General features: G+C 73.6%; 12 protein-coding genes. 11 read left to right on the top strand and 1 reads right to left on the bottom strand.

Going from position 1 to position 22,757, the window contains the following annotated elements; all coding sequences use genetic code 11:
* Positions 1 to 5: 5 nt before the first annotated feature.
* The 10 genes from ASD16_RS10490 to ASD16_RS10445 are packed head-to-tail and all read left to right on the top strand — an operon-like array spanning position 6 to position 21,035.
* Positions 6 to 275 carry a hypothetical protein gene (locus ASD16_RS10490; protein WP_055916550.1) on the top strand — a complete coding sequence of 90 codons (270 nt, stop codon included), beginning with the start codon at positions 6 to 8 and terminating at the stop codon, positions 273 to 275.
* Positions 272 to 1,360 (top strand): phage late control D family protein, encoded by a 1,089-nt coding sequence (locus tag ASD16_RS10485; protein ID WP_055916548.1) that lies wholly within the window; start codon positions 272 to 274, stop codon positions 1,358 to 1,360. Before ASD16_RS10490 ends, ASD16_RS10485 begins: the two co-directional genes overlap by 4 nt.
* A complete protein-coding gene (locus tag ASD16_RS10480; RefSeq protein ID WP_055916545.1) occupies positions 1,357 to 1,869 on the top strand; it encodes a phage baseplate assembly protein V in 513 nt (170 codons plus the stop codon). Before ASD16_RS10485 ends, ASD16_RS10480 begins: the two co-directional genes overlap by 4 nt.
* A complete protein-coding gene (locus ASD16_RS10475) occupies positions 1,869 to 2,198 on the top strand; it encodes a hypothetical protein (RefSeq protein ID WP_055916542.1) in 330 nt (109 codons plus the stop codon). Before ASD16_RS10480 ends, ASD16_RS10475 begins: the two co-directional genes overlap by 1 nt.
* Positions 2,195 to 2,584 carry a GPW/gp25 family protein gene (locus tag ASD16_RS10470; RefSeq protein ID WP_055916541.1) on the top strand — a complete coding sequence of 130 codons (390 nt, stop codon included), beginning with the start codon at positions 2,195 to 2,197 and terminating at the stop codon, positions 2,582 to 2,584. The genes ASD16_RS10475 and ASD16_RS10470 overlap by 4 nt, the downstream gene beginning before the upstream one ends.
* Positions 2,584 to 5,007 carry a baseplate J/gp47 family protein gene (locus ASD16_RS10465; protein WP_055916539.1) on the top strand — a complete coding sequence of 808 codons (2,424 nt, stop codon included), beginning with the start codon at positions 2,584 to 2,586 and terminating at the stop codon, positions 5,005 to 5,007. Before ASD16_RS10470 ends, ASD16_RS10465 begins: the two co-directional genes overlap by 1 nt.
* 53 nt (positions 5,008 to 5,060) lie before the next feature.
* A complete protein-coding gene (locus ASD16_RS10460; RefSeq protein ID WP_157453887.1) occupies positions 5,061 to 7,493 on the top strand; it encodes a baseplate J/gp47 family protein in 2,433 nt (810 codons plus the stop codon).
* A complete protein-coding gene (locus ASD16_RS10455) occupies positions 7,490 to 10,039 on the top strand; it encodes a hypothetical protein (protein ID WP_055916535.1) in 2,550 nt (849 codons plus the stop codon). The genes ASD16_RS10460 and ASD16_RS10455 overlap by 4 nt, the downstream gene beginning before the upstream one ends.
* Positions 10,024 to 13,134: a DUF6519 domain-containing protein gene (locus ASD16_RS10450; protein WP_055916532.1), complete on the top strand. Its 3,111-nt coding sequence runs from the start codon at positions 10,024 to 10,026 to the stop codon at positions 13,132 to 13,134. Before ASD16_RS10455 ends, ASD16_RS10450 begins: the two co-directional genes overlap by 16 nt.
* A gap of 2 nt (positions 13,135 to 13,136) precedes the next feature.
* Positions 13,137 to 21,035: a hypothetical protein gene (locus ASD16_RS10445; protein ID WP_055916530.1), complete on the top strand. Its 7,899-nt coding sequence runs from the start codon at positions 13,137 to 13,139 to the stop codon at positions 21,033 to 21,035.
* A 1-nt stretch (position 21,036) separates the two neighbouring features.
* Here ASD16_RS10445 and ASD16_RS10440 read toward each other — a convergent pair whose 3' ends face one another.
* Positions 21,037 to 21,768: a BTAD domain-containing putative transcriptional regulator gene (locus ASD16_RS10440; RefSeq protein WP_055916528.1), complete on the bottom strand. Its 732-nt coding sequence runs from the start codon at positions 21,766 to 21,768 to the stop codon at positions 21,037 to 21,039.
* A 230-nt stretch (positions 21,769 to 21,998) separates the two neighbouring features.
* On the opposite strand from ASD16_RS10440, the gene trmB reads away from it, so the two are divergent.
* The gene (trmB, locus tag ASD16_RS10435) at positions 21,999 to 22,739 is read left to right on the top strand and encodes a tRNA (guanosine(46)-N7)-methyltransferase TrmB (RefSeq protein WP_055916526.1); all 741 of its coding nucleotides are present in this window, start codon (positions 21,999 to 22,001) and stop codon (positions 22,737 to 22,739) included.
* Positions 22,740 to 22,757 lie beyond the last annotated feature (18 nt).

Below are 22,757 nucleotides of genomic sequence, written 5' to 3'. Positions count from 1 at the left end.
CGACGATGACCAGCCGCTACGCAGACTCGGGGACGTACGAGGTGACCCTGCCGGACGGGACCGTCGTGACGGTGCTGCGGGTCCCCGCGCCCACGAGCGCGCCCGTGGTCGGCTGGCACCGGCGGTCCTCCGACGAGCGGCTGGACCTCGTCGCCCACCGCTTCCTGCACGACGCGACCGCGGGCTGGCGCCTGTGCGACGCCAACGGGGTCATCGCGCCCGACGCGCTCGCGGCACGCGACCTGATCGCGATCCCGGGCGGTGAGCGCCCGTGAGCGAGTACCAGGTCCTGTTCGACGGCACCCCGGCCGACACCGCCTTCTACGACGTGGTCGCAGGCCTCGAGATCGAGGAGAACGCGGACCTGCCGGGTGCGATCTCACTGCAGCTGCCGGTGGGCGTCACCGACGGCGAGCTGACCTGGGTGAGTGACGCGCGCATCGGCCCGTACGCCAACATCGCAGTCGTCGTGACCCCCGAGGGCGGCGCGGACCAGTGCATCTTCGACGGGTACGTGCTGTCCCACAAGGTGCACGTGCCGGCCGGGCCGTCGGGCGCGCGGGTGGAGGTGTGGGGCCAGGACGCGACCGTCCTCATGGGCCTGACGGAGAACGTCAAGGAGTGGGCGGGGATGTCCGACGTGGACGTCGCGAGCGCGATCTTCCAGTCGTACGGCGCGACGCCCGCCCCGCAGAACAGCTCCGAGGACGCACCGGTGCACACCGAGGACGAGCACACCCTGATGCAGCGGGCGTCGGACATCGACTTCCTGCGTCGGCTGGCGCGGCGGACGGGTCGCTGGTGCCGGGTGACCTGTGCGGACAAGCCCGGGGTCCGGACCGGCTGGTTCGCCGCACCGTCCCTCGACGGCGCGCCCGCCCTGACCATCGACGTGAACTCGGTCGACGTCCAGACGTCCCCGGTCCTCGACTTCACGTGGGACGCCAGTCGCCCCACCGCCGTGGCCGCGCGTCAGGCGAGCCTGACCGACGACGACGAGGACGGGGTCAGCGCCGACACGTCCGACTCGGGGCTGTCCCCGCTGGGCAAGACACCCCTGTCGGGGTTCACCGGCAAGGACCGCACGGTCCGGCTCACAGCCGCTGCGGACACCGCCGAGCTGCCGCAGCGCGCCGCGGGCCTGCTGCGCGAGGCCGGCTGGTTCTCGCGCTGCGAGGGCACCGCGGACATCGCCGTGCTCAAGACCGTGCCGCGCGTCGGGATGATCGCGTCGGTCGTCGGCTGCGGGGCCCTGCTGTCCGGGTCCTACCTGGTGTGGAGCGTCCGGCACACCATCACCAAGCAGAGCCACCAGGCGACGTTCGTGCTGGTCCGCAACGCGATGGGGGCGGCAGCATGAGCCGCGACGACCAGCTCTTCGACCTCGTCGACCGGGTGCGCGACCGGTTCTACGGCAAGTACCGCGGCACCGTGGTCGACGTCGACGCGAGCACGCTGCGGATCAAGGCGAAGGTGCCGGCCGTGCTCGGCGACCAGGCGTCGGGCTGGTGCCTGCCGTGCGTGCCGTACGCCGGCAAGGACGTCGGGCTGTTCCTCGTGCCCGACGCCGGTGCCGCGGTGTGGATCGAGTTCGAGGGCGGCGATGTGTCCCAGCCCATCTGGGCAGGTTGCTTCTGGCGCTCGGGCGAGCTGCCCGCCGACGCCGCGCCCAAGGTCCGTGGGCTCGTCACCGCCGCACCGCACCAGCTGCTGTTCGACGACGACGCCGACGAGGTCACGCTCGAGGACTCCGGCGGCGGCAAGGTCGCGTTCGACAGCAACGGCGTCACGACGTCCCGCGGGGGCAAGTCGGTCGCGGTCGGCGACTCGAACGTCTCCATCAACGACGGCGCGCTGGAGGTGACGTGATGGGCGACCTCCTGAACGCGTCTTCCACGCTCATGTGCCCGCACGGCGGGATGGTCACCGTGTCCCCGGCGAACTCCAAGGTGACGGTCGGGGGCGGTCCCGTGGTGCTCGACTCGGACACGTTCACCATCGGCGGGTGCGCGTTCATGCTGGGCCCGAACCCGCACCCGTGCCTGCAGGTGCAGTGGATGTCGACGGTGCTCCAGAGCTCGTGTGACGGCTCCAAGCCGCTCTCCATGGACAGCGTCGGCATGTGCAAGGCGGGCGACGGCGCGGTGCAGGGCACCGTCATGATCCAGGCGACGCAGGCGCAGGTGAGCGGGCTGTGATCCGCCACGACTACGCCTTCCCGCTGCGCGTCGACGTCGGCGCCGGGCAGGTCGCGCGCGCGCCGTACCCGGAGCACGTCAACCAGCTCGTCCACCAGCTGCTGCTCACCAGCCCCGGCGAGCGCGTCAACCTGCCGACGTTCGGGTGCGGGCTGCGTCGGCTCGTGTTCGCGCCGCAGTCGGACGCGCTGGTGGCGACGGTGACGATGCAGGTGCAGCAGGCGCTGGCGACGTGGCTCGCGGACCAGGTGCACCTGGAGCGCGTCGACGTCCTGGCGGGGTCCGACCCGTCCAACGGGCTCGACGAAGGCACGCTGCTGGTCACGGTGACGTACACGCTCGTCGAGACGCAGACGCTCTCGACCCTCGCGGTGCAGGTGAGCTGATGCCCGACCGCCTCGCGACGCTGCTCGCCTCCACCACCCTCAACGGGATCGACTTCGTCGAGATCACGAGCCCGGACCAGACGAACCTGCGCGTGCACTTCCTGACCACCGTCCCGGTGCAGGGCACGCTCGCGGCGACGAACCCGGTGACCATCACCGGCGGCGACGCGACCCCGACCGTGCCGGTGCTGCCGGTCACCGCCGCGGACTGGTCGGTCGACGACGCGGGCCGTCCCCTGCTCGCGCTGCGCACCCCGTTCCGCGGGGACTTCTCGACGTACACGCTGACGGTCCGCTCGACCGTGCTCGACGAGTACTACGCGGCGATCGGGTTCACCTTCAAGGCCGGGTGCCCGTCCACGCTCGACTGCCTCACGTGCGACGACGAGGACACGCCGACCGGTCCGAGCCCGGTGATCGACTACCTGGCCAAGGACTACGCGGGCTTCCGGGCCGCGCTGCTCGACTACTCGGCCGCCGCGTACCCCGCGTGGGTCGAGCGCGACGAGCCCGACGCCGGCATGGTGCTCGCGGAGCTGCTCTCGGCGGTCGGCGACGACCTGAGCCTGCTGCAGGACCGGATCGGGCTGCAGGCCGCCCTGGCGACCGCGACCGAACGCGTCGCGGCGGTCCGGCTGGCCCGGCTGGTCGACTACGAGCCGCGGCCCGCGACGTCGGCCCGCGCGTGGGTGCAGGTCGACGTCGCCGCCGCGGGCGTGCCGGTGGGCCTCGTGGTGGGTGCGCCGCAGCCGGACGGTGGCGCGCTCGACTTCGAGCTGGGCGACGGCCTGGTCGACCACGACACCGCGGAGCTGCGGACGGGGACGCTGCCCGTCGACCCGCGCTGGAACCGGTCCGACCACAGCGGCGGCGGTCCGGCGCCGCGGATCCTGCCGTACCTGTGGGACGACTCGCAGGCGTGCCTGCCGGCGGGTGCGACGCAGATGTGGGTGGCCGGGCACGGGTTCGCGTTCCCCGTGGGCGACCCGCAGACGGGCACCGAGGGCATCGCCCTGCTGATCGACACCGCGGCGCCGACGGCCGCCGACGCACCCGTGCGCGAGGTCGTGCACCTGGTCGGCGCGTTCGAGGAGCAGGACCGGTTGTTCGGGCAGCCGGTCACCCGGATCGTCTGGGACGGCACCGAGGCGCTGCGCTCCGAGCACGCGCTGGCCCGCACCCACCTGGCCGGCAACCTCGTGCCCGCCACGCAGGGCCGCCGCTACACCGAGACGTACGTGGCGGACCCGGACCCGGCCGGACCGGACGCCCCGCTGGCCGCGGTGACGCGCACCGGTCCGGATGTCGGCTGCGGCGACGGCGTCCCCCAGTACCAGCACACGCTCACGGCCGGGCAGCTCGCCTGGCTCGCGGACGACACCGGGACCCCGCTGCCCGAGCTGCACGTGGTGCAGCGCCCGGCGGACCCCGGTGACCCCCCGCGCACGTGGCGCTGGCGCCGGTCCCTGCTCGACGCGGGGCTCTACGAGGCGGCGTACACCGTCGACCCGGTCGCCTACCGCGACGTGCGGCCGGACCGCACCGGCGGCGTGCCGTGGTTCGAGTACGACGGTGCCGGCGACACGGTCCGGCACGGCACGGGCGAGTTCGGCGAGCTGCCGGCCGCGGGGTCGACGTTCGACGTCACGTACCGCGTCGGGGCGGGCGCCGCGGGGGTCGTCGCCGCGGACTCGATCACGACGGTCCCGCCCGAGCTCGCCGGCGTGCTCCTCTCGGCCACCAACCCGTTCGCGTCCACCGGTGGGGCGGACGCCGAGACGCTCGAGCACGTGCGGGCGAACGCGCCCTTCGCCTTCCGGGCCCGTCAGTTCCGGGCCGTGCGCGCTGCGGACTACGACGCGACCGCGCGCGAGCTGCCGTGGGTGCTCGACGCCGGCACGTCGATGCGGTGGACCGGGTCGTGGCTCACCGTCTTCACCACAGCACAGCCGCGCGCGGCGGAGCAGCTGACGCTCGACCAGCACGTCGAGCTGGTCCGGCTGCTCGGGCGGCGGCGCATCGCGGGGTACGAGGTCTACACCCCCGACCCCCGGTACGCGGGCATCGACCTGGTCGTGACGGTCTGCGCACAGTCGTGGGCGCTGCGCGGCGAGGTCGAGGCGGCGGTGCTCACCGAGCTCGGCACCGGCACCCGTCGCGACGGCTCGCCCGCGTTCTTCGCCCCGGGGCGGCTCTCGTTCGGTGACCCGCTGCAGCGCAGCGAGCTCGAGGCGGCGGTGCAGGCGGCGGTCGGCGTCGACGGCGTCGTCGCAGTCACCTACCGGCGGCGCGGCTACGTCCCCGACTACGTGCCGATGCCCGAGACGGTCCCGGCCGCGCGCGACGAGATCCTGCGCGTCGCCGACGACCCCAACCACCCCGACCGCGGGTCCCTGCGTGTGGTCGTCCTGGGGGGCAAGTGAGCGTCACCCTGTCCTGCGCGTGCTGCGGCTGCGACTGCCGCGGCGAGTGCGGCGTGCCGCCGAGCACCATCGTCGTGTCCAACCCGGCCGGCCTCGACCAGATCGCGTACCGCGTCGGGGTGTTCCCCACGTTCCGGCGCGCGCTGCTCGAGCACCTGCCCGGCGAGACCGAGCTGGACGTGTGGCGGCCCACCGCGGGGACCGACCTCGGTCTGCAGGTCGTCGACTGGTGGGCCTACATCGCGGACGTGCTGACGTTCTACAACGAGCGGATCGCGAACGAGCACTACGTCGGCACGGCCGTGCAGGAGACGAGCATCCACCGGCTGGTCTCGCTGCTGGGGTACCGGCCGCGGCCGGGGATCGGCGCGACGGCGACGCTGGCGGTCGTGGCGTCGGGGCCGGCTCCCCTGGTCGTACCGGCGGGCACCGCGATCGCGTCGAAGGCCACCCCCGGGATGGAGTCGCAGACCTTCGAGACGACGTCCGTCACCACCTTCACCCAGCCGACGAGCGTGCCGGCCGCGCTGCCCGACGACCTGTCGACCACCGCCGCGGTCGACGGGCCGCCGCCGTCGTCGGCCCCGGGAGCCGCTCAGGTCCCGCCGCACCTGCGGCTGCTCGCGCGCGGCGGGGTGCTGGTCAAGGGCGTCCCCACGTCGATCGCGGTGGGCGACCGCCTGCTGCTGCGGACCAAGGCCTGGGCGTCGGCCAACGACCCGGCCGTCGTCGTGCAGGTCACCGGGACGGTCGTCGAGCGCGACCCGCGCGGTCGGAAGAACACCCGCGTCCTGCTCGCGGGGACCGGCACGCTGCCCGGCTCGGCCGTGGCGGGCGACTACCGCCTCGCACGCTCGACGCGCACGATGCACCTGTCGTCGCTGCCCGCCGGAGCGACCGTCGCGACGGGGACCACGCTGGTGCTCGACGGCGCGGCGCGCTTCCTCAAGGCGGGCGACCCGCTGCTGGTGGAGAAGCCCGGTGCCGGCCTCGGCGTGAGCCCGGGAGCGTCGTTCGACGTCGTCCGGCTCTCCTCGTACGCGGAGTCGCTCTGGTACGCGAACGCCCTGCCTGCCTCCCCGGGTACCCCGCCCACCGGGGACGTGCCCGGGATCCCGGTCGTCGTCTCGACGCTCACGGTCGGCGTGCACAGCGGCGCCAACCTGGCCGGCTACCAGTCGGGTGCCGCGACCGTCACCGTCCGCGCGGGCTGGAACGACGTCGGGGTGCTGCTGGACACCCCCGTCGCGACCGTCACGGGCCTCGGCGGGAAGCTCACGCTCGCCCGTCCGCCGGCCGTGGCCGCGGGCGTCGCGCGGACGGCCCTCGTCGAGGACGCGCACGGCACCGGTGCCCGGGTCACGCTGACGCCGCAGCCGGGCACCAACGACGTCACCGTCGGCGGCGGTGCCGGAGCCCCCGCGCTGCGCGCCCCCCTGACCGTGCTGTGGGACCTCGTGCAGGTCTCGCGCGGGGCGACGGTGCGCGACGAGGTGCTGGGCACCGGCCAGGCGAGCCTGCCGGGGCAGGACTTCGCGCTCGCCAAGTCACCGGTCACGTACCTCGCGTCGGCACCGGGCAGGTCGGGCGACGGGTACTCCTCCACGGTGGTCCTGCGCGTCGGCGGACGGTACTGGACCGAGGTGCCGACGCTCTACGGGCACGGGCCCGACGAGCAGGTGTTCGAGACGTGGGTGGACGACGAGGGTGCGACGCACGTGCGCACGACCCGCCTGCCGACGGGTGCAGCCGTCGTCGCCACCTACCGCGTCGGCTCGGGCGCCGCGGTGCCGCCCGTGGGCGCGCTGTCCCAGGTGCTCACGTCGGTGCCCAACCTGCGCTCGGTGCGCAACCCGGTGGTGCCGGTCGGCGGTGCGGACCCCGAGCCGGCCGCCGACGTGCGCTGGCTGGCCCCGCGCTCGGTGCTCACGTTCGGGCGGGCGATCAGCAGCGACGACTACGCCGCCGTCGCGGCCGCGGCACCGGGCGTCCGCCGAGCGAGCGCGGTGCTCGAGTGGGACGCGGCCGAGCAGCGCCCGACGGTGCACGTGTACGTCGGCGACGACGCTGGCGCCCTCGCGTCGGCCCGCGAGGCGCTCGCTGCGCAGGCGGACCCGAACCGCCCGCTCGTCGTGCTCCCCGCCGTCCGGCGCCGGGCCGCCCTGTCGCTGGCCCTGAGCGTCGACGTCAGCTTCGTCGCCGCCGACGTGGTCGCCGCCGTCACGGCCGCGCTGCTCGACGACACCGACGGGCTGTTCGCCCCCGGCGCCCGCACCCTGGGCGAACCGCTGTACCGCAGCGAGATCGAGCGCGTCGTCTGCGAGGTGCCGGGCGTGCTGTCGACGTCGCAGCTGACGCTCACCCGCTGGTGGTGGGGTTGGTACAAGTACACGACCCCGGGGCCGCGGTTCGACCCGGGGCAGGGCGGGTTCTTCACCCTGGCCCCGACCGACCTGCACGTGTCCCTCGCGGAGGTGACCCCATGAGCACCCCCGTGCACGACGCCTACGAGGAGCGGTACGCCGCCAAGCTCTGGTCGCTGCTGCCGGCCGTGTACCGGGCGGCCGACAGCCAGACCGTCGACGGGGACGGGCCGCTGCGCGAGCTGCTGGAGCGGGTCGGCGCGTCGATGGCGGTCGTCCGGCGCAGCATCGACCGGCTCTGGGAGGACCAGTCGATCGAGACGTGCGACACCTGGGTCATCCCGTACCTCGCGGACCTGCTGGCCACGAACCTGGTCCCGTCGATGGACGCGCGGGGACGCCGCCTGGACGTCGCTAACACGATCGCCTACCGCCGGCGCAAGGGCACGGTCGCGCTGCTCGAGCAGCTGGCGCACGACGTCACCGGCTACGAGACGCGGGCCATCGAGATGTTCCGCCGGCTCGCGCGCACGCGGCACGGGCTGGACCCCGCGATCGGCCGGCCCGCCGACGACCCCGACCCCACCGGTGCCCGCGCCCTGCAGCACGCCGAGCAGCTCACCGGCCTCCTCACCGGCACCCCGGCAGGCGGCTGGGCGGACCTGCGCCACCCGCTCGGCGCGACCCTCGCGCACACCGCGTTCGACGAGTACGCGCACCGGCTCGACGTGCGGGTCGGCCGCGGCGACCTCGGCTGGTACGGCATCCCCAAGGTCGGGTTCTTCCTGTGGCGGACGGTCTCGTTCGGGGTCGACCGGGCGACGCCCGTCCCCGTCGCCGGCTGCCCCGGGCACTACGCGTTCGACCCGACGGGCCGCCAGGTGCCGCTGTTCACCGCGGCCGCCCGCGGCGGCAACGACTACGGCGAGACGTGGCTGCCGATCGACGTCTGGCAGGTGCCGGCGCCCCTGACGGAGCCGCTGTGGGCCTCGGTCACCGCGACGCCGCCCGACCCGACCCAGTTCCCGGACCCCGACGCCAGCCTGTGGCCGCGCAGCCTCTCCGTCACGCCCGAGGGCACCGCCGACCCGCTCGAGCTCGCGGACGTCACCGTGTGGCCCGAGGTCGGCCGGTTCCGGACCGCGCCGGGCACGACGACGCAGCTGGAGGTCGGGTACCACTACGGCCTGTTCTCGCGGATCGGTGCCGGGCCGTACGACCGCCGGCAGGTCGGGGTCGACGAACCGGACGAGGCACTCCCCCGGCTGCACCTGGACGGCGGCTCGGCCATCGACCTGCCCATCGCGATCGGCGCCCTGGGCAGCACCGGGACGATCGTGGTCGACGACGGCCGGACCCTGACCACGACGGCGGACGTCGGCTCGGTCGCCGCCCCGATCGAGGACGTGACGCTGCGCGCCGCCCAGGGCGAGCGGGCCGTGATCCGGCTGGCCCCGGGCTCCGCACCGTGGGTGTTCACCGGCGCCCCGACGACGACCCCCGTCCTGCACCTGGCCGGCCTGCTGGTCAGCGGCACGGACGTCGTCCTGCGCGGCGCGTTCGAGGAGGTGCGGCTGACCTGCTGCACCCTCGACCCCGGCACCAGCGGCGCGGCCGCGACCCCGCCGACCCTGTGGCAGAGCAGCGTCGACGGCCGCGACCTGGCCCCCGTGACCCTCTGGGTCGAGGGTCAGGTGGGGTCACTCGTGCTGGACCGCTGCATCACCGGGCCCGTCCGGGTCCGCGCGGGCGGGCTGGTCGAGCGGCTCACCGTGACCGACTCGGTGGTCCAGGGCCTGCCCACCGAGGAGCCCGGCACGCTGACCTGGCTGCGGGACCCGCAGGCCGTGCTCAGCGCCCTGCACCACCAGCGGGACGAGCTCACGACGTGGCTCGCCGGCCAGCTCACCGGCACCGCCGCAACCGCCGCGGCGGCCTATGTCGACGGCGCCGAGGTCCCACCCGACGACCAGGCCGCGGTCGTCGCGGACCTGCAGGCCGTCGTCGACGGTCCGCTCGTCTGGACCCCCACCCGCTTCGCCGACCGCCCGCTGCGCGACACGACGGCAGCCGCCGCGCTGAGCCCGCCCGCGACCGGTCCGGACCTGGCCGCGCTGAACCGGCAGCTGCTGGCTGAGGCGTTCCCGGTCGCGCTCGCCGACGCCGCCCTGGCCACCGACGCCGGCCTCGTCGAGCTGTGCCGGACCACGCTGCTCGGGCCGGCGTACGTGCACCGGCTCGAGTGCAGCGAGTCGTTGCTCGACGACGTGGTGCGGGTGCGCGACGCGCAGGACGGGTGCGTGCGGTTCAGCGCCTGGTCCACGGGCAGCGCGCTGCCGCGCCGGTACGAGTCGGTCCGGATCGCCCCCGGGGCACCCGTGATGGTCAGCCGCCGGTTCGGCGAGTGGGGCTACGCACAGCTGCCCGACGGGGCCGACAGCGCGATCCTCGGGGCCGACACCGCGGGCGACCCGAGCCTGCTGACCGGCAGCCACGCCGGGTCGGAGATGGGGGCGTTCTGCCGGGACGCCGCCGCGGTCAAGGACCGCTCGCTCTTGATCAAGCTGCAGGAATACCTCCCCGTCGGTCTCGCGCCGGTGCTCGTGCACCTGCCCGCGGCCGACCCGGAGGGTGAGCTCACGAGAGGCAGACCATGGCCACCGATGTAGCGCGCCTGTCGTTCGACCCCGCCCGGCGGTACGCCGGCGTGGTCACCCAGCAGGGGCGGGTCGCCCTCGAGGCGGAGCAGAACGAGCAGCGGACCATCGACGCCGAGGAGCGCCGCGAGGTGCTGCTCGACGTCGTCGGCCCGGCGGGCACCCCGGACGACGGCTACGCGGTCGGCCCGGCGTCGGGCACCGACCTGACGATCGGCGCCGGGACGATGTACGTCGGTGGCCTGCGCGTGGTGCTCGACGAGGCGATCACCACCGACAAGCAGCCGGAGTGGCTCGACCAGCCGGTCGTCGACGTGGACCGGGCAGGACGCGAGCACGTGCTGCTGCTCGTCACGGAGCGTGACGTCACGGCCGTGGAGGACCCGGCGCTCTACGAGGTCGCGCTCGGCGGGCCCGACGGCGCGGCCCGCACGCGGCTGGTGCAGCACATCGTCCGCCGGCCGACCGACGCCTCCACGTGCGCGGGGGCCCTGGGCCTCGACCTCAAGGGCTGGGCCGCCGAGGGCCTGTCGTTCGACCCGGCGACCATGCAGCTCGCGTCCGGGACGCGCCTGCTGGTCACCTGGCAGCAGGACCCGGACGTCGGCGACCCGTGCGAGCCGTCCAGCACCGGCGGCTACCTGGGCGCGGAGAACCAGTGCATCCGGTTCCAGATCACCGGCATCGACCCCGACGACGGCACCATCACGGCCGTGTGGGGGTACGACGACGCGTCGGCGCTGTACCGCGTGACCCCCGACGACAGCGCCGCACCGGTGCTCACCCTCGACCGCAGCCCGGTCGACGACCACCACCGTCCGCGCGCCGGGCAGCCCGTGCAGGTGCTGCGTGCCTCGGCGGAGCTGACCAGCACCGACGGCCAGGTCGAGGGCTGGGTCGCCGCGCTGGGCGGGGTCGTCGGCGTGCTGGCCACCCCGTACGACCCGGACACCAAGACGGTCGCGTTCCCGACCGCGCTGCCGTCGGACTACGACGACGACCCCCAGCTGTACCTGCGGGTCTGGCAGGAGCAGCTCACGGGGGTCACGCTCGGTACACCGGTCGCGCTCACGGGCACCGGCATGCAGGTCACCCTGAGCCTGGCCACCGGGGGCGTCCCGCACGTCGACGACTTCTGGTGCGTCGCGGTCCGGCCGAGCACGCCCACGACCGTGTACCCCGCGCGCTACCTGCGGACGCCGCAGCCGCCCGACGGTCCCCGGCAGTGGGTCTGCCCGCTGGCCGTCATCGGCTGGCAGGACGGGGTGTTCGACCTCCTGGAGGACTGCCGCCACCCCTTCGACCCGCTCACCGAGCTCGACGACGACGGCTGCTGCACGCTCGAGGTCCGGCCGTCCGACGCGCCCCGGCTGCAGGCTCTGCTCGACGCCGCCGTCGCGGGGCGGTCCATCAAGGAGCGCGGCGACCGCGTGACGCTCTGCTTCTCGCCCGGCCGCTACGAGCTGGTGCGCCCGCTGGTCCTGCGCGAGCGGCACTCGAACGTGACCCTGCGCGGCTGCTCGGGCGCCGCGGTGCTCGCGGTGCGGCCCGAGGCCGTGAAGGACTTCGGGCAGGGCATGGTGCTGCTCATCGAGGCGGACAACGTCTCGATCACGGGCTTCGAGCTCGAGCTGCCCCAGGTTCCCGCGGTGGCCGGCCGGGTGACCGGCCTGGCGAACACCGGCTTCACGGCAGCGGTCTCCGACGCTGTGAACTCGCAGGTGGGCAACCTGTGGGTGTCCATCGGGATCCGGCCGGTGAGCTGCGCGGTGCTCGAGGTCGCCGACTGCCTGTTCCGGTTCACCGTCGGGGAGCACGAGACGACGCCGGAGGTCGCGCAGACGATGCCGCGGCACGTGTTCGGCGTCGGCGTCTTCGCCGCGGGCGCCCAGTGGGGGCTGCGGCTCACCGGCAACCGTTTCCTGCACGACCCGCTGGCGCCCATCGTCGGCGACGGTGCGCGCCGCGTGCTCGCGGGGTACCTGCTCGGCGACACCGCGCTCACCCGCGACAACCGCGAGCGCGCGACCCGAGCCCTGGGCGCCGCCCGCCTCCCCGCCCTGCTCGACGACGCGATCATCACCGACAACCGCTTCGTCGGCATCGCCGCACCCCTGCTCGTCTCGGCGCGCCTCGGCCAGGTGACGATCGCGCGGAACCAGGTGGAGCGCTGCTACGGCGGCTTCTGGCTGGTCGACTCCGAGGCGCTGGCCTCGACGGACCTCACCGGGAAGTACGAGGTCGCGGGGGGCCGCGAGCCTGCCGCGGCGCTCGCCCGCGCGGCCGTCGGCGGTGGGCTGCTCGACCCGGTCCTCGTGCTGCTCGCCATGTTCGCGGCCGTCCACCCGCTGCCGGACCTCGAGGACCGCCGGCCGCGCGGCCTGGTGCAGTGGGAGAGCGCGCACACCAAGGCGCGGCTGACCGAGGCGACGGAGCTGCGCACCCGCGGCATGTCCTCGCTCGTGTCCGCCCTGCTGCGCGACCACCCCACGACCGACCCGGCGGACGGCACGGCGGCGCCGACCACCACGCGCGCACGGTCCCGCGCCACCGCGACGTCCGCCCTCTTCAACACGCCGATCACGACGGTCGACGCACCCGCGGTCACCGTCCCGACCTCCCCGACGATCATGCTCGAGGCGAACCTCGTCCCGGTGCTGATCGGCTGGATCGCCACCCTCGCGCTCATCGACGAGGAGCGCGAGGGGATCCGCACCACGCTCTCGGTGGACGCGAACATCGTGGAGTGCGCCGTCCCGGACAAGGGCACCACCGGCCCGGCGCTGTTCGTCTACACCCGAGCGACCGAGCGGGGTCAGGGCGAGGTGAGCAACAGCGCCGACGCCGACGCGGCGACGGTGAGCTCCAACCGGCTCACCAGCCTGCACGCGACGCTCACGGCGGCGGTGCTGGGGCTCGGCTCCGCGGCGGTGAACGGCAACGTCGTCGGTGGCGGCCGCAACGACCGCACCTACGCCCTGGCGGTCGCGGCCGTCGGTGCGGCGGCGATCACCGGCAACGTCGTCGCGGGGTTCGTCTTCCTCCCGGAGAACCGGCCGTTCCCCGCCCCGCTCGACACCTGGCTGCCGTTCAACACGATCGGGTGAGCATGGCGGCGACCGCGGGCACCGCGACGAGCACCGGCACCGGCACGGACGGCCGGACGGCTGCACGCTCGTCGGCGCCCGGGCGGGCGGTCGGCCGCGCCACCGCACCCACGCACGCGGTCACGCTCGCCCACCGGTGGGCGCACGACGACCCCGTGCACGACGGCGCCGACCGCGAGAACCGCGCGGACCGGCGGGCCCGCGAACGCCGTCCCCGCACGGTCCCGACACCCACCCGGCCGGGTGGCCACCTGCCACGACCGAGCGCGGCGTACGTCGGTGCGGCGGTCCCCCGGCTCGCACCCTCCCTCGGGGTCGACCCGTCACGCGTCCGCCTCGACGTGCTCGGCGGCACCGGCGGGGCGCGCGGGCTGACGGCGCCGGACGGCCGGATCACGCTCGTCGGCGGGCTCGACGACCTCGACCGCACGTTCGCCCTGCTCGCGCACGAGCTCGCCCACGTCCGCCAGCACGAGAACCGCCGGACCGGCGGAAGGGCCCCCGACGTCACGCGCGCGGAGGCCGAGGCCGCCGGGCTCGCGGCCGCCGCACGCCAGGGCCGACCGCTGTGGGTGCCGCGCGAGGCCCTGCCCGACGGCCGGCGCGCACGCGACGTGGACGCGACGGGCGTCGAGCCGGACTGGGAGCTGCTCTTCTCGTGGGCCGAGCAGCGCCCGGACGTCGAGTCGACCGAGCTGAAGCTCGAAGGCTTCGTCCGCGCCAACCACGCCGTCGACATCGCCCGGATCACGTCCGAGCTGAACGACTTCTCGCTCGAGCTCAAGGTGGAGCGCGTCGAGACGTGCCTGCGGCTGCTGGCGCCCTTGTCGTTCGTGATCGCCCGCGCGCTGGTGCGCTGCCTGGAGCCCGAGACCCGCGTCAAGCTCGGCCGGCTCACGGCGGACCACCACGCGAAGTTCCCTGAGACGGCGGTCGCGGTGCTCTCGGCGATGTCGGACAAGGAGCTCACCGCGCTCGCCGAGAAGTGGAACCCGAACGTCGACTGGTACCGCGGCTTCGGCGAGGCGATCGCGCCGGTGGACCCGGAGCGGTTGTCGCCGGTCGCGATGCGCGGCCTCCTGGCCACTCTGCGCCGCGCGGGTGCACCTGCCCTGAACTCGTTGCTCGGCGGCAAGCAGCGGGACAAGTTCCGTGCGCTCATCGGCCGTTCCCCGGGACTCGGCAGCGACGTCGCCGACCTCGAGGCCGCGATCAAGGTCGAGTCCGACCTGTCGGGGTACCGCAACGGGCCGACGGACGGCATCCTCGTCGACCGGCTGACCCGGCTGCTGCGCGACGCCTCCGGCGACTCCGCGCGGCAGGCCCTCGAGCTGCTCGCACCGCTGTGCCCGACGCCCCCGGGCGAGCCGGCGGTCGACACCGCACCCGTGACCCGGGCGTCGCTCGTCGCGGCGGCGACCGCACCGAAGCCTGCGGTCGCGGGCACCAACGCGCCACCGGCGGTCGACAAGCGTCTCGCCTCCGTGGTTCAGCAGCTCGATGCGGCGGGCCTCGTCGAGAAGCTCCTGGACGAGCTCTCGACCGACGACCGGTTCGCGCCGGGCACCGGGTGGGCGCTGCGCAGCGTGCTGGCCGCCCGCTCGCCGTTCGTCAACCTCGCCCGTGCGACGACGCTCCTGTCGTACGGGATCCTCGACTGGAAGGTCTGGGACTCCGAGGCCCGGTTCGCCTACCTCCTGGTCCGCAGCGCGCCGATCGAGGCGCAGGACGCGTGGCGTGCGCTCGAGAACGGCAAGTGGTTCGAACGGCTGACCAGCAACCTGCCCGACGAGATCGTGCGCAGCGGGGAGTACACCGGCGTCGGCTCCGAGTACGTCGTCGCAGGCGCCGACCTCACCGTGCCCGCCAAGCTGCTCCAGGACTACGCCGAGGTGCTCGCGGCGGACTGGGCGCGGCTGCCGGTCCCGCCCTTCGCGCGCAGCCTCGTCCGGGACCTCCTGGGCCGCGACCCGCAGGGCGGACCCGCCCCCTGGGTCACGGACTCCGCGGGCCGCCCGGCACCCGTCGACCTCCCCCTGCGCACCGCGATCGTTCGCCGGCTCGACCTGCGCGGGGTGATCCAGAAGGTCATCACGAAGCTGCCCGACGACTACCTGTTCGGCGAGGCGGGCCGCGCGGAGGTGCTCGACCTCAACCAGCTGCGGGACCCTCGACGGCTGGTCGCCGAGGTGCTCGACCGGCTGCCGGGGGTGTTCGGCTGGCTGACGTTCACGCAGCGGGACGCGTGGCTCGCCGCCCTCGCGGTACGGGCGCTGTCACCGGCCGACCAGATCCGTTTCGCGCAGGAGAACTCGTCGGCCTGGACCAAGGTCTGGGCGTCGTTGTCCGCGGACATGCGCCGCCGGATGCCGACGATCCTGGCCACGGGTCGCGACGAGAACCTGCCGACGCGGGACGCCCTGCGAGCCCGGCTCAGCGACGAGCGGCTGTGGACCGAGCCGACGGCCCCGGAGCTGCGCGCGCTGATCAACCTCGCGTACGCGGCCGAGGACCGCGCCTGGGTGTTCGAGAAGTCGCGGGAGGTGCGCGTCGACGTCCGCGCCAAGGGCAACCTCCGCCTCACCGCCATGGTCAAGGACCTGGCGCTCTACGACGAGGATGCCAAGCGGACGGTCTACACGCCGAACGACGTGACACCCAGCGGCGAGCTCGTCTGGTGGTCGGCGCTCAAGGTGCTCGGTCGCGGCCTGGTGGTGGTCGTGCCGCTGCTGCTCGGGAGCGGCACCGACCTGTCCGGGAAGACCATGCGGCTCAAGGCGTTCAACCTGGGCGAGCTGCAGTGGGCGCTCGGCGGCGACCTCGGCGGCGTCCAGCTGGACACCGCACAGTCCGCCAACGCGCTCAGCGTCGACGCGACGTTCGAGGACGGCTTCGTGGTCAAGCTGCGGGTGCCCGACCTGCAGCTCGTCGGCGTGAACATCGTGCTGCCCGGCAAGTCGTTCCGCTCCGGCCGGGTCAGCATGACGGGCCTGAAGATCACCGCCGGGTTCAGCGACCGCAAGTACACCAAGCCCAGCTTCCTTGCCGCGCGCCTGGAGGGGCTGCGGATCCAGGACCTCGTCTACATCGGCTCGGGCGCGTTCTCCGTGGCGCTGCTGGAGCTGGCCAAGCTCGCGTTCGCCGCGACGCAGGACGGCTCGTGGGACGCGCTCGGCGCGATGAACCAGCCGATGCCCGAGGGCCACTCCGCGTTCCCCGTCCCCGTGTTCGGGCCGCTGTTCCAGATGCTCAGCAACTTCGTCAACGTGTTCGGGACGGTCCCCGGCGACAAGACGCTGCTCGACCTGGCCCTGCTGCCCTTCCCGGCGCCGACCGGCGGGATCGGCGCGAAGATCTTCTCGCTCGGGTCCGACTACGTGAAGGGCAAGGTCGACCCCACCCCGTCGGTGCTGACCCACCTGTGGGGCCTGGCCGCAGACGGGAAGTTCGCACCGCCCCGCACGGCCGCGCAGCGCGCCGCGGACGCGGTCGCGATGCTGCGGGCGTTCAACGTGTCGATCGAGCGGTTCGCGATCGAGGGCTTCTCGATGGGTGCGGGGGTGCAGGTCCGCTCGATCGTCCTGACCGACCTGCACGCCGGTGTCGGCCTCAGCCTGCCCGCGTCGCTGAACACCACGATCACGACCCTGGAGGGTGCGATCGCGACGTTGGAGAAGGCCGCGGGTCCGCTGATGCCGGACAACCCGGAGAAGCTCGAGCTCGAGATGCGCGTCCGGGCGCTGCGGCGCCGGATCGACGAGCTCAAGGCCCAGGTGAAGGCGCTGCAGCCCACCGAGAAGCAGAAGGAGCTCGAGGCGCGCCTGGGCCGCGGCGAGAAGCTCACCGACGAGGAGCGTGCCACGCTCGCCGCGACGTCCGAGACGACCGCCGACGAGGCCCGGCTGGTCGAGCTCGAGGCGAAGGACCGGCGGGACCCCGGCTCGCTCACCGAGAAGGAGCGGCTCGAGCTGGTCGCGCTGACGAAGAGGCTGCGCGCGACCGCCGGCGTCTCGGTCGACATCGGCTCGGTCACCCTGGGGCCCGTCTCCGGGAACATCCAGACCGCGGGCATCGAGCTGAAGGGCGTCCACCTGGCGACCACCGGCCCCGCCCAGGCCTTCGGGTACGGCGCGGGGTACCTCGACGACAAGTCGCTCGTCGACCAGTTCCTCGCCGGGAAGTCACCGACGCTCGGCGACCTGGTCAAGGGCACCACGAGCTCCATCGTCATCGACGAGACGCGCGTGGTGAAGACCGACCCCCCGCAGCCGGCGATCGTCATCAAGGCCGACACGCTGCCCCCGGCGCGCGAGGTGGCGGACCAGCTCGCCGCGCTCAAGGTCATCCCCGGCAACAAGCGGCTGCGCGACCGGCTCGCCGCCGCCCACTTCGCGCTGCTCGCGCTCGAACGCGCCCGGGTCACCGCGGAGCACGGCGCCGACGCCACCAAGCGCGCCAAGGCCGCCCAGTGGGTGCGCGAGCTCACCGACGACGCACGCCGGCTGCTCGGCATCGAGATCGGCGGCATCACCCTCGGCCGCGTGACCGGCGAGCTCGACCCGCGCACCGCCGAGCTCCGCTTCAGGGTGCCCGCGGTGCTCACCGACATCGCGCTGCCGGGCGCGACCATCGACGAGGTCTCCGGGACGCTCGAGGTCGCGCTGCGCACCGGCGGGCTCCGCATCGGCGGCGCGGACGTCGACCCGGCGGAGCTGCTGCTCGCCCAGACCATGCCGCGGGTCGCCCTGACCGACGCGACCGTGAAGGGCATCCAGCTGGCGCAGGGGTCGATCGGCAAGGTCACGCTGGCCAAGCTGTCCGGCACGGTCCTGGCGAGCGAGAACCGCGTGAGCATCCCGGACCTGGCGGTCGACGGGCTCGTCGTGGACGACGTCGCCATCGGCTCGGACGTCGACGGCATCCGCGCCAAGCAGGTCAGCCTCGACGGTCTGCGGATCGACGCCGAGATCACCTACCGCAGCACCCCGAAGGGCCGCGAGCTGACCGGCGTGGTCCTGCACACCGTGCGGATCGCGAAGCTGGCCGGGTCCCACGTCACGGTCGACATGCCCGGCAAGGACGGACACGTCCACGCCGAGCTGGTCGACGGCTCGCTGCACGACCTCCGCGCGGACGGCGTCGAGCTCGCACGGGAGAGCGCGGGGTGGGCACTGATCGCCGGCGCGGGCAGCGTCGGGTCGGTCGACCTGCGGTACTCGGTCGTGCTCGGCTCGCTCACGACGGCGAAGGAGCGCGCGAAGGCGACCACCGTCGAGGGCCGGCTCGTCACCGACCCGGCGTCCTCGGGCCGCGACCCGACGTTCGCGTTCTCCTACCTCACGGTGGGCGGTCGCCGGTTCTCGCTCGACGTCCGCAACCTCGTCGCGCTCGGCACCAGCTACCGCTCGCCGGACGGCAAGGTGACCATCACGACCGCGACGCTCAAGCGCGCCCACGTGGAGCAGACGAAGGCGGGCCTGACCGCGAGCGCGACGCTGGAGAAGATCGAGCTGGGCGCCGTCGACTGGAAGATCGGCACCGGCAAGGTGGTCGGTGCAGGACCTGTCACGGTCCGGCAGGTCACGGTCGCGGCGCACCAGGCGAAGGACCGGTGGATCGTCGACGACATCGACCTGCACGACGTCGCCGCCGACCACCTCACGTACCGCGACCTGCCGATCGAGATCTCGCTCGGGCGTTCCGCGAAGCCCGCGCACGGCGACCACGCGCTGACCGTGGGCCGGGTGCACCTGCAACCGGCGAAGGAGAAGGTCGAGATCGCGGACATCCAGGCCGACTTCAGCGGCCAGATCCGCAAGACGCTGTCCGTGGACGGCCACGTCGGCTTCACGTCGATCCAGCTCGACCTCAACCGGGGCGGTCACCTGGTCGCGGTCGTCCGCGGCGGATCAGGGGACGTCAAGCTCAGTGGCGACGTCAACGCGTCCGCCGAGCTGCGTGGCCTGACCGGGGCGACCATCGACGTCGGTCCCGACGAGATCCGGATCGGCGGCCTTGACCCGAAGGATCCGTCCGGGCTCGGCATCGACCACGTCAGGCTGGCGTCGTTCGACCTGAAGACGGTCGTCGGGGGGCAGGCGCTCCGGCTGACGTCGAAGGACGACAAGGGTGTGGACGCGGGCGCCGTCGACCTGCTCGGCATCCACGCGAAGGTCCGGCTGGAGCGCTGGGGCGCGAAGGAGGTGCACACCTCGACGGCACCGTTCAAGCGCGTCGTGGTCGAACGGCTCGACATCGACTCGACGATGCTCTCGGCCTTGAAGATCGAGGTCGGCCAGAACTGGGTGTGGATCCCGCCCAGCCCGATGGTCGCGCCCGTGACCATCCGCGGTCTCTCGCTCACGCGGGGGATGACCTCGGCGGGCGAGTACCAGAAGGACTTCGTCTACGACCTCGACACCGGCGCGATCACCGGCTCGCTCTCGGCGTTGTCCATCAACCTGCCCGTGCAGGTCGCACTGAAGGACAAGCTGAAGGGCGACCTGGCGCTCACCACCGGCTTCGCGACGATGGACTGGCTGTCGACGGGCGGCACCAGGATCGAGGTGCGCGACCCGCTGGTCACCATGGCGAAGCTCGCCGAGATCCCGGGCGGGCGGGTCCGGTTCGGCAAGCTCGGTGCGGACCGCGTGGTGCTCGAGGGCGGCAAGCTCACGGTGACGAAGTCGCAGCTGGAGGACTTCGAGTACGAGATGCTCCGCGACGGGCGCCGGGTCGCGTGGATCAAGCTGAAGAAGGCGAGCGCCGGCACCCTGGAGTTCTCGACGCCCACCGCGTCCGTCACCGGCAAGAAGGGCCTCTACCTCCCCGAGGTGACGATCGACGAGGCGTTCTTCGACCTGGACCTGCTCACGCTCTCCCCGCCCGCGGCCGAGCCGCCCGTCGAGCAGGACCCGCCCGCGAAGAAGCCGCCGTCGTCGACGGACTTCGACCTCGAAGGGCTGCGTCCGGTGTTCGAGGCGATGGACGGCAGCCTCGCCGTCGAGCTGTTCCTGCTGGCCGACGCCGTGGGCTGGAAGGACATCCACATCGGCTCGAAGACACCGCTCGTGGTCCCGATCGCCGCCGGCGCCGTGGACGTCCCCACGTTCGAGAAGAACATCCTCAAGGCGGGCATCGAGGCCACGTACGCGGATGAGGAGACGCACTTCCAGGTGCGCGAGGTCGTCGTCGAGTTCGCCGGGCGCGACCCTTTGCTGCGGCTGACGACCGCGGGCACCCTCGAGCTCGGCGTGTACGCCCTCAAGAACCCGCCGGACGCCTCCAAGGGCAACGACTCGCGCGGCGTGAACCGCCCGGACGACTTCGACTGGATCAAGTTCCTCGCCTGGGACCTGCACCCGGTGGACCTGCGGCGCGCGATGGTGGACCGGTTCGCTCTGTGGTCCGCGATCTTCCGGATGAGCGAGGACCCGCCGAAGAAGGACCTGGCCGACCGGATCGAGGCCCGCCGCAAGTCCCGCCGTCTCCTCGACAGCCTCGAGGTGCGCAGCCTCGTCGGGCACCTGAATGTGCGCTCGCAGGCCCCCATCACCGTGCCAGTCAACACCCCGTCCGCCACCGGCCAGGTGGTGCTCTCGAAGGACGCCCTCATGCGGCTCACGTTCGACGGCGGCATCCCCGCGGTCGACACCCCGTCGGTCCGCCCGACGAGCCCACCCAACCCCGGCAGCCTCCAGCTCGGGCTCCAGGGTCTCTCGCTCGACAGCATCCTGCTGCGCCTCAAGGACATCGGCACGGTGCAGACCCGCGGCATCGAGATCACCGGCCTCACGGGCGGGGAGCTGTCGTTCGCGCGGAGCCCGAAGTTCACTCCGAGCCGGCTGCAGGGCACGATCACCAAGGCGGTCGCCAAGGGCATCGACTGGACGGCGCCGTGACTCAGGCCAGCCGAGCCGTCCCACGCAGCAGCGGCGCGACCCGTGCGCGCAGGTCAGGCGAGGGCTCCAGCGACAGCTCCTCGCGGAGCATCCGCTCGTACGCGCGGTACTGCCGGAGCGCCTCGACCACGTTGCCCTCGCGCAGGTGCACGTCGATCACCCGACGATGCGCGCTCTCGCGCAAGGGCTCGACCACGACCGCACCGAGCCCGGCCAGCAGCGCCTCCCCGAACCGCCCCGAGTCGGCCAACCGCTCGCACAGCGACTCCAGCGCGTGCAGCCGCAGCTGCCGGTAGCGCTCCCGTGCCGGGAGCACCCAGTCGTCGTACCAGTCGGGCAGCACCTCACCGGTGAGCGCCGCGATGCGCGGCACCGTCCACGGCGACGGCCCGACGTCGAGGGTCCCGGCCAGCACGGTCGTCGACCACAGCACCACGTCGCGGTAGTCGACGGAGATGCCGTCCCCCAGCGCGAGGTGCGTGGGCGTCGCGCGCACGAGCACCCGCGACGGGAGCCGCCACAGGGTGGAGCGCAGGCTGGCCCCGGCATGCTCCTCGTCGCTGCCGGTCCACAGGGAGCCGCCGATGAACGAGCGGGTCACCGGCCTTTCCCAGAGCGCGAGGAAGGCGACGAGCCGCTGACACGCGGGTGCGAGCTCGACGGCCGTCCCGGCGACGCGCAGCTCGAAGCCGTCGATGACGCTCAGCTGGACGACTCCCCCGCCGTTGGGCATGCCGCGTCCCCCCGCTGGCTCGTGCGTCGCGCACCGGTGCACCCTCATGCAAGGAGCAGCCCCGGGCACCGGGTGATACCCACCGGCTCCGTCGGGGTTGGACCTGTGCTTCTGTTCTAGTCATCCGTGCAGGTGCGGGACAAGGGTCCAGGACATATCCCTCCCACTCGGGCGATTCCGGGCACCCGCCCGCACCCCGCCCCCGAGGACGGCGCCTAGGCTGGCGGATCGTGAGCCTCCCGTCCGACGCGTTCCGGCACGTCGCCGCGCGCCCCCACGAGCCGCTGCGCACGTTCCACCCGCGCCGCGCCCCGCTCGGCCGCGAGCGCGAGGACGCCCTGCGGTTCCTGTGGCCGCGGCTCGGCTTCTCGGTGCACGACGCAGACTCACCCGTCCCGCTGACGGCCGACGGCACGCTCGACACCGTGACCCTCTTCGGACGGTCGGCGCCGCTGGTCCTCGAGATCGGCTCCGGCATGGGTGAGACGACCGCCGCGATGGCCGCCGCGGACCCGTCGCGCGACTACCTGGCTGTCGAGGCGCACCTGCCGGGCGTCGCCAACCTGCTGGGGCTGCTCGACCGGGCCGGCATCACCAACGTCCGCGTCGCCCACGGGGACGCGCTCGACCTGGTCCGCAACGCGCTGCCCGAGGAGTCGCTCGACGCCGTGCACGTCTTCTTCCCCGACCCGTGGCCCAAGGTCCGCCACCACAAGCGCCGGCTCGTCCAGCCGTCGCACGTGGCGCTGCTGCGGTCGCGGCTGCGCGTGGGTGGCACCCTGCACTGCGCGACGGACTGGGTGGACTACGCGGACGCGATGCTGGAGGCGCTCACCGCCGACCCGTTCCTGGGGAACACCGCCGACGGGTTCACCCCGCGGCCCCCGCACCGGCCCGTCACCAAGTTCGAGCAGCGCGGCCTCGACCTCGGTCACGAGGTCCACGACCTGGTCTTCCGGCGCGTCCGATGACCGCCCCCACCTCCCGGA

This window comes from Cellulomonas sp. Root485 (assembly GCF_001426705.1).
Classification (GTDB): Bacteria; Actinomycetota; Actinomycetes; order Actinomycetales; family Cellulomonadaceae; genus Cellulomonas.
This window is presented reverse-complemented; position numbering and strand designations above follow the sequence as displayed.

What these genes read in the sequence shown, in the direction of transcription:
- ASD16_RS10440 (WP_055916528.1), bottom strand. Translation starts at nt 21,768, where the DNA reads ATGCCCAACGGCGGGGGAGTCGTCCAGCTGAGCGTCATCGACGGCTTC.
- ASD16_RS10450 (WP_055916532.1), top strand. Translation starts at nt 10,024, where the DNA reads ATGGCCACCGATGTAGCGCGCCTGTCGTTCGACCCCGCCCGGCGGTAC.
- ASD16_RS10445 (WP_055916530.1), top strand. Translation starts at nt 13,137, where the DNA reads ATGGCGGCGACCGCGGGCACCGCGACGAGCACCGGCACCGGCACGGAC.
- ASD16_RS10490 (WP_055916550.1), top strand. Translation starts at nt 6, where the DNA reads ATGACCAGCCGCTACGCAGACTCGGGGACGTACGAGGTGACCCTGCCG.
- ASD16_RS10480 (WP_055916545.1), top strand. Translation starts at nt 1,357, where the DNA reads ATGAGCCGCGACGACCAGCTCTTCGACCTCGTCGACCGGGTGCGCGAC.
- ASD16_RS10465 (WP_055916539.1), top strand. Translation starts at nt 2,584, where the DNA reads ATGCCCGACCGCCTCGCGACGCTGCTCGCCTCCACCACCCTCAACGGG.
- ASD16_RS10455 (WP_055916535.1), top strand. Translation starts at nt 7,490, where the DNA reads ATGAGCACCCCCGTGCACGACGCCTACGAGGAGCGGTACGCCGCCAAG.
- ASD16_RS10475 (WP_055916542.1), top strand. Translation starts at nt 1,869, where the DNA reads ATGGGCGACCTCCTGAACGCGTCTTCCACGCTCATGTGCCCGCACGGC.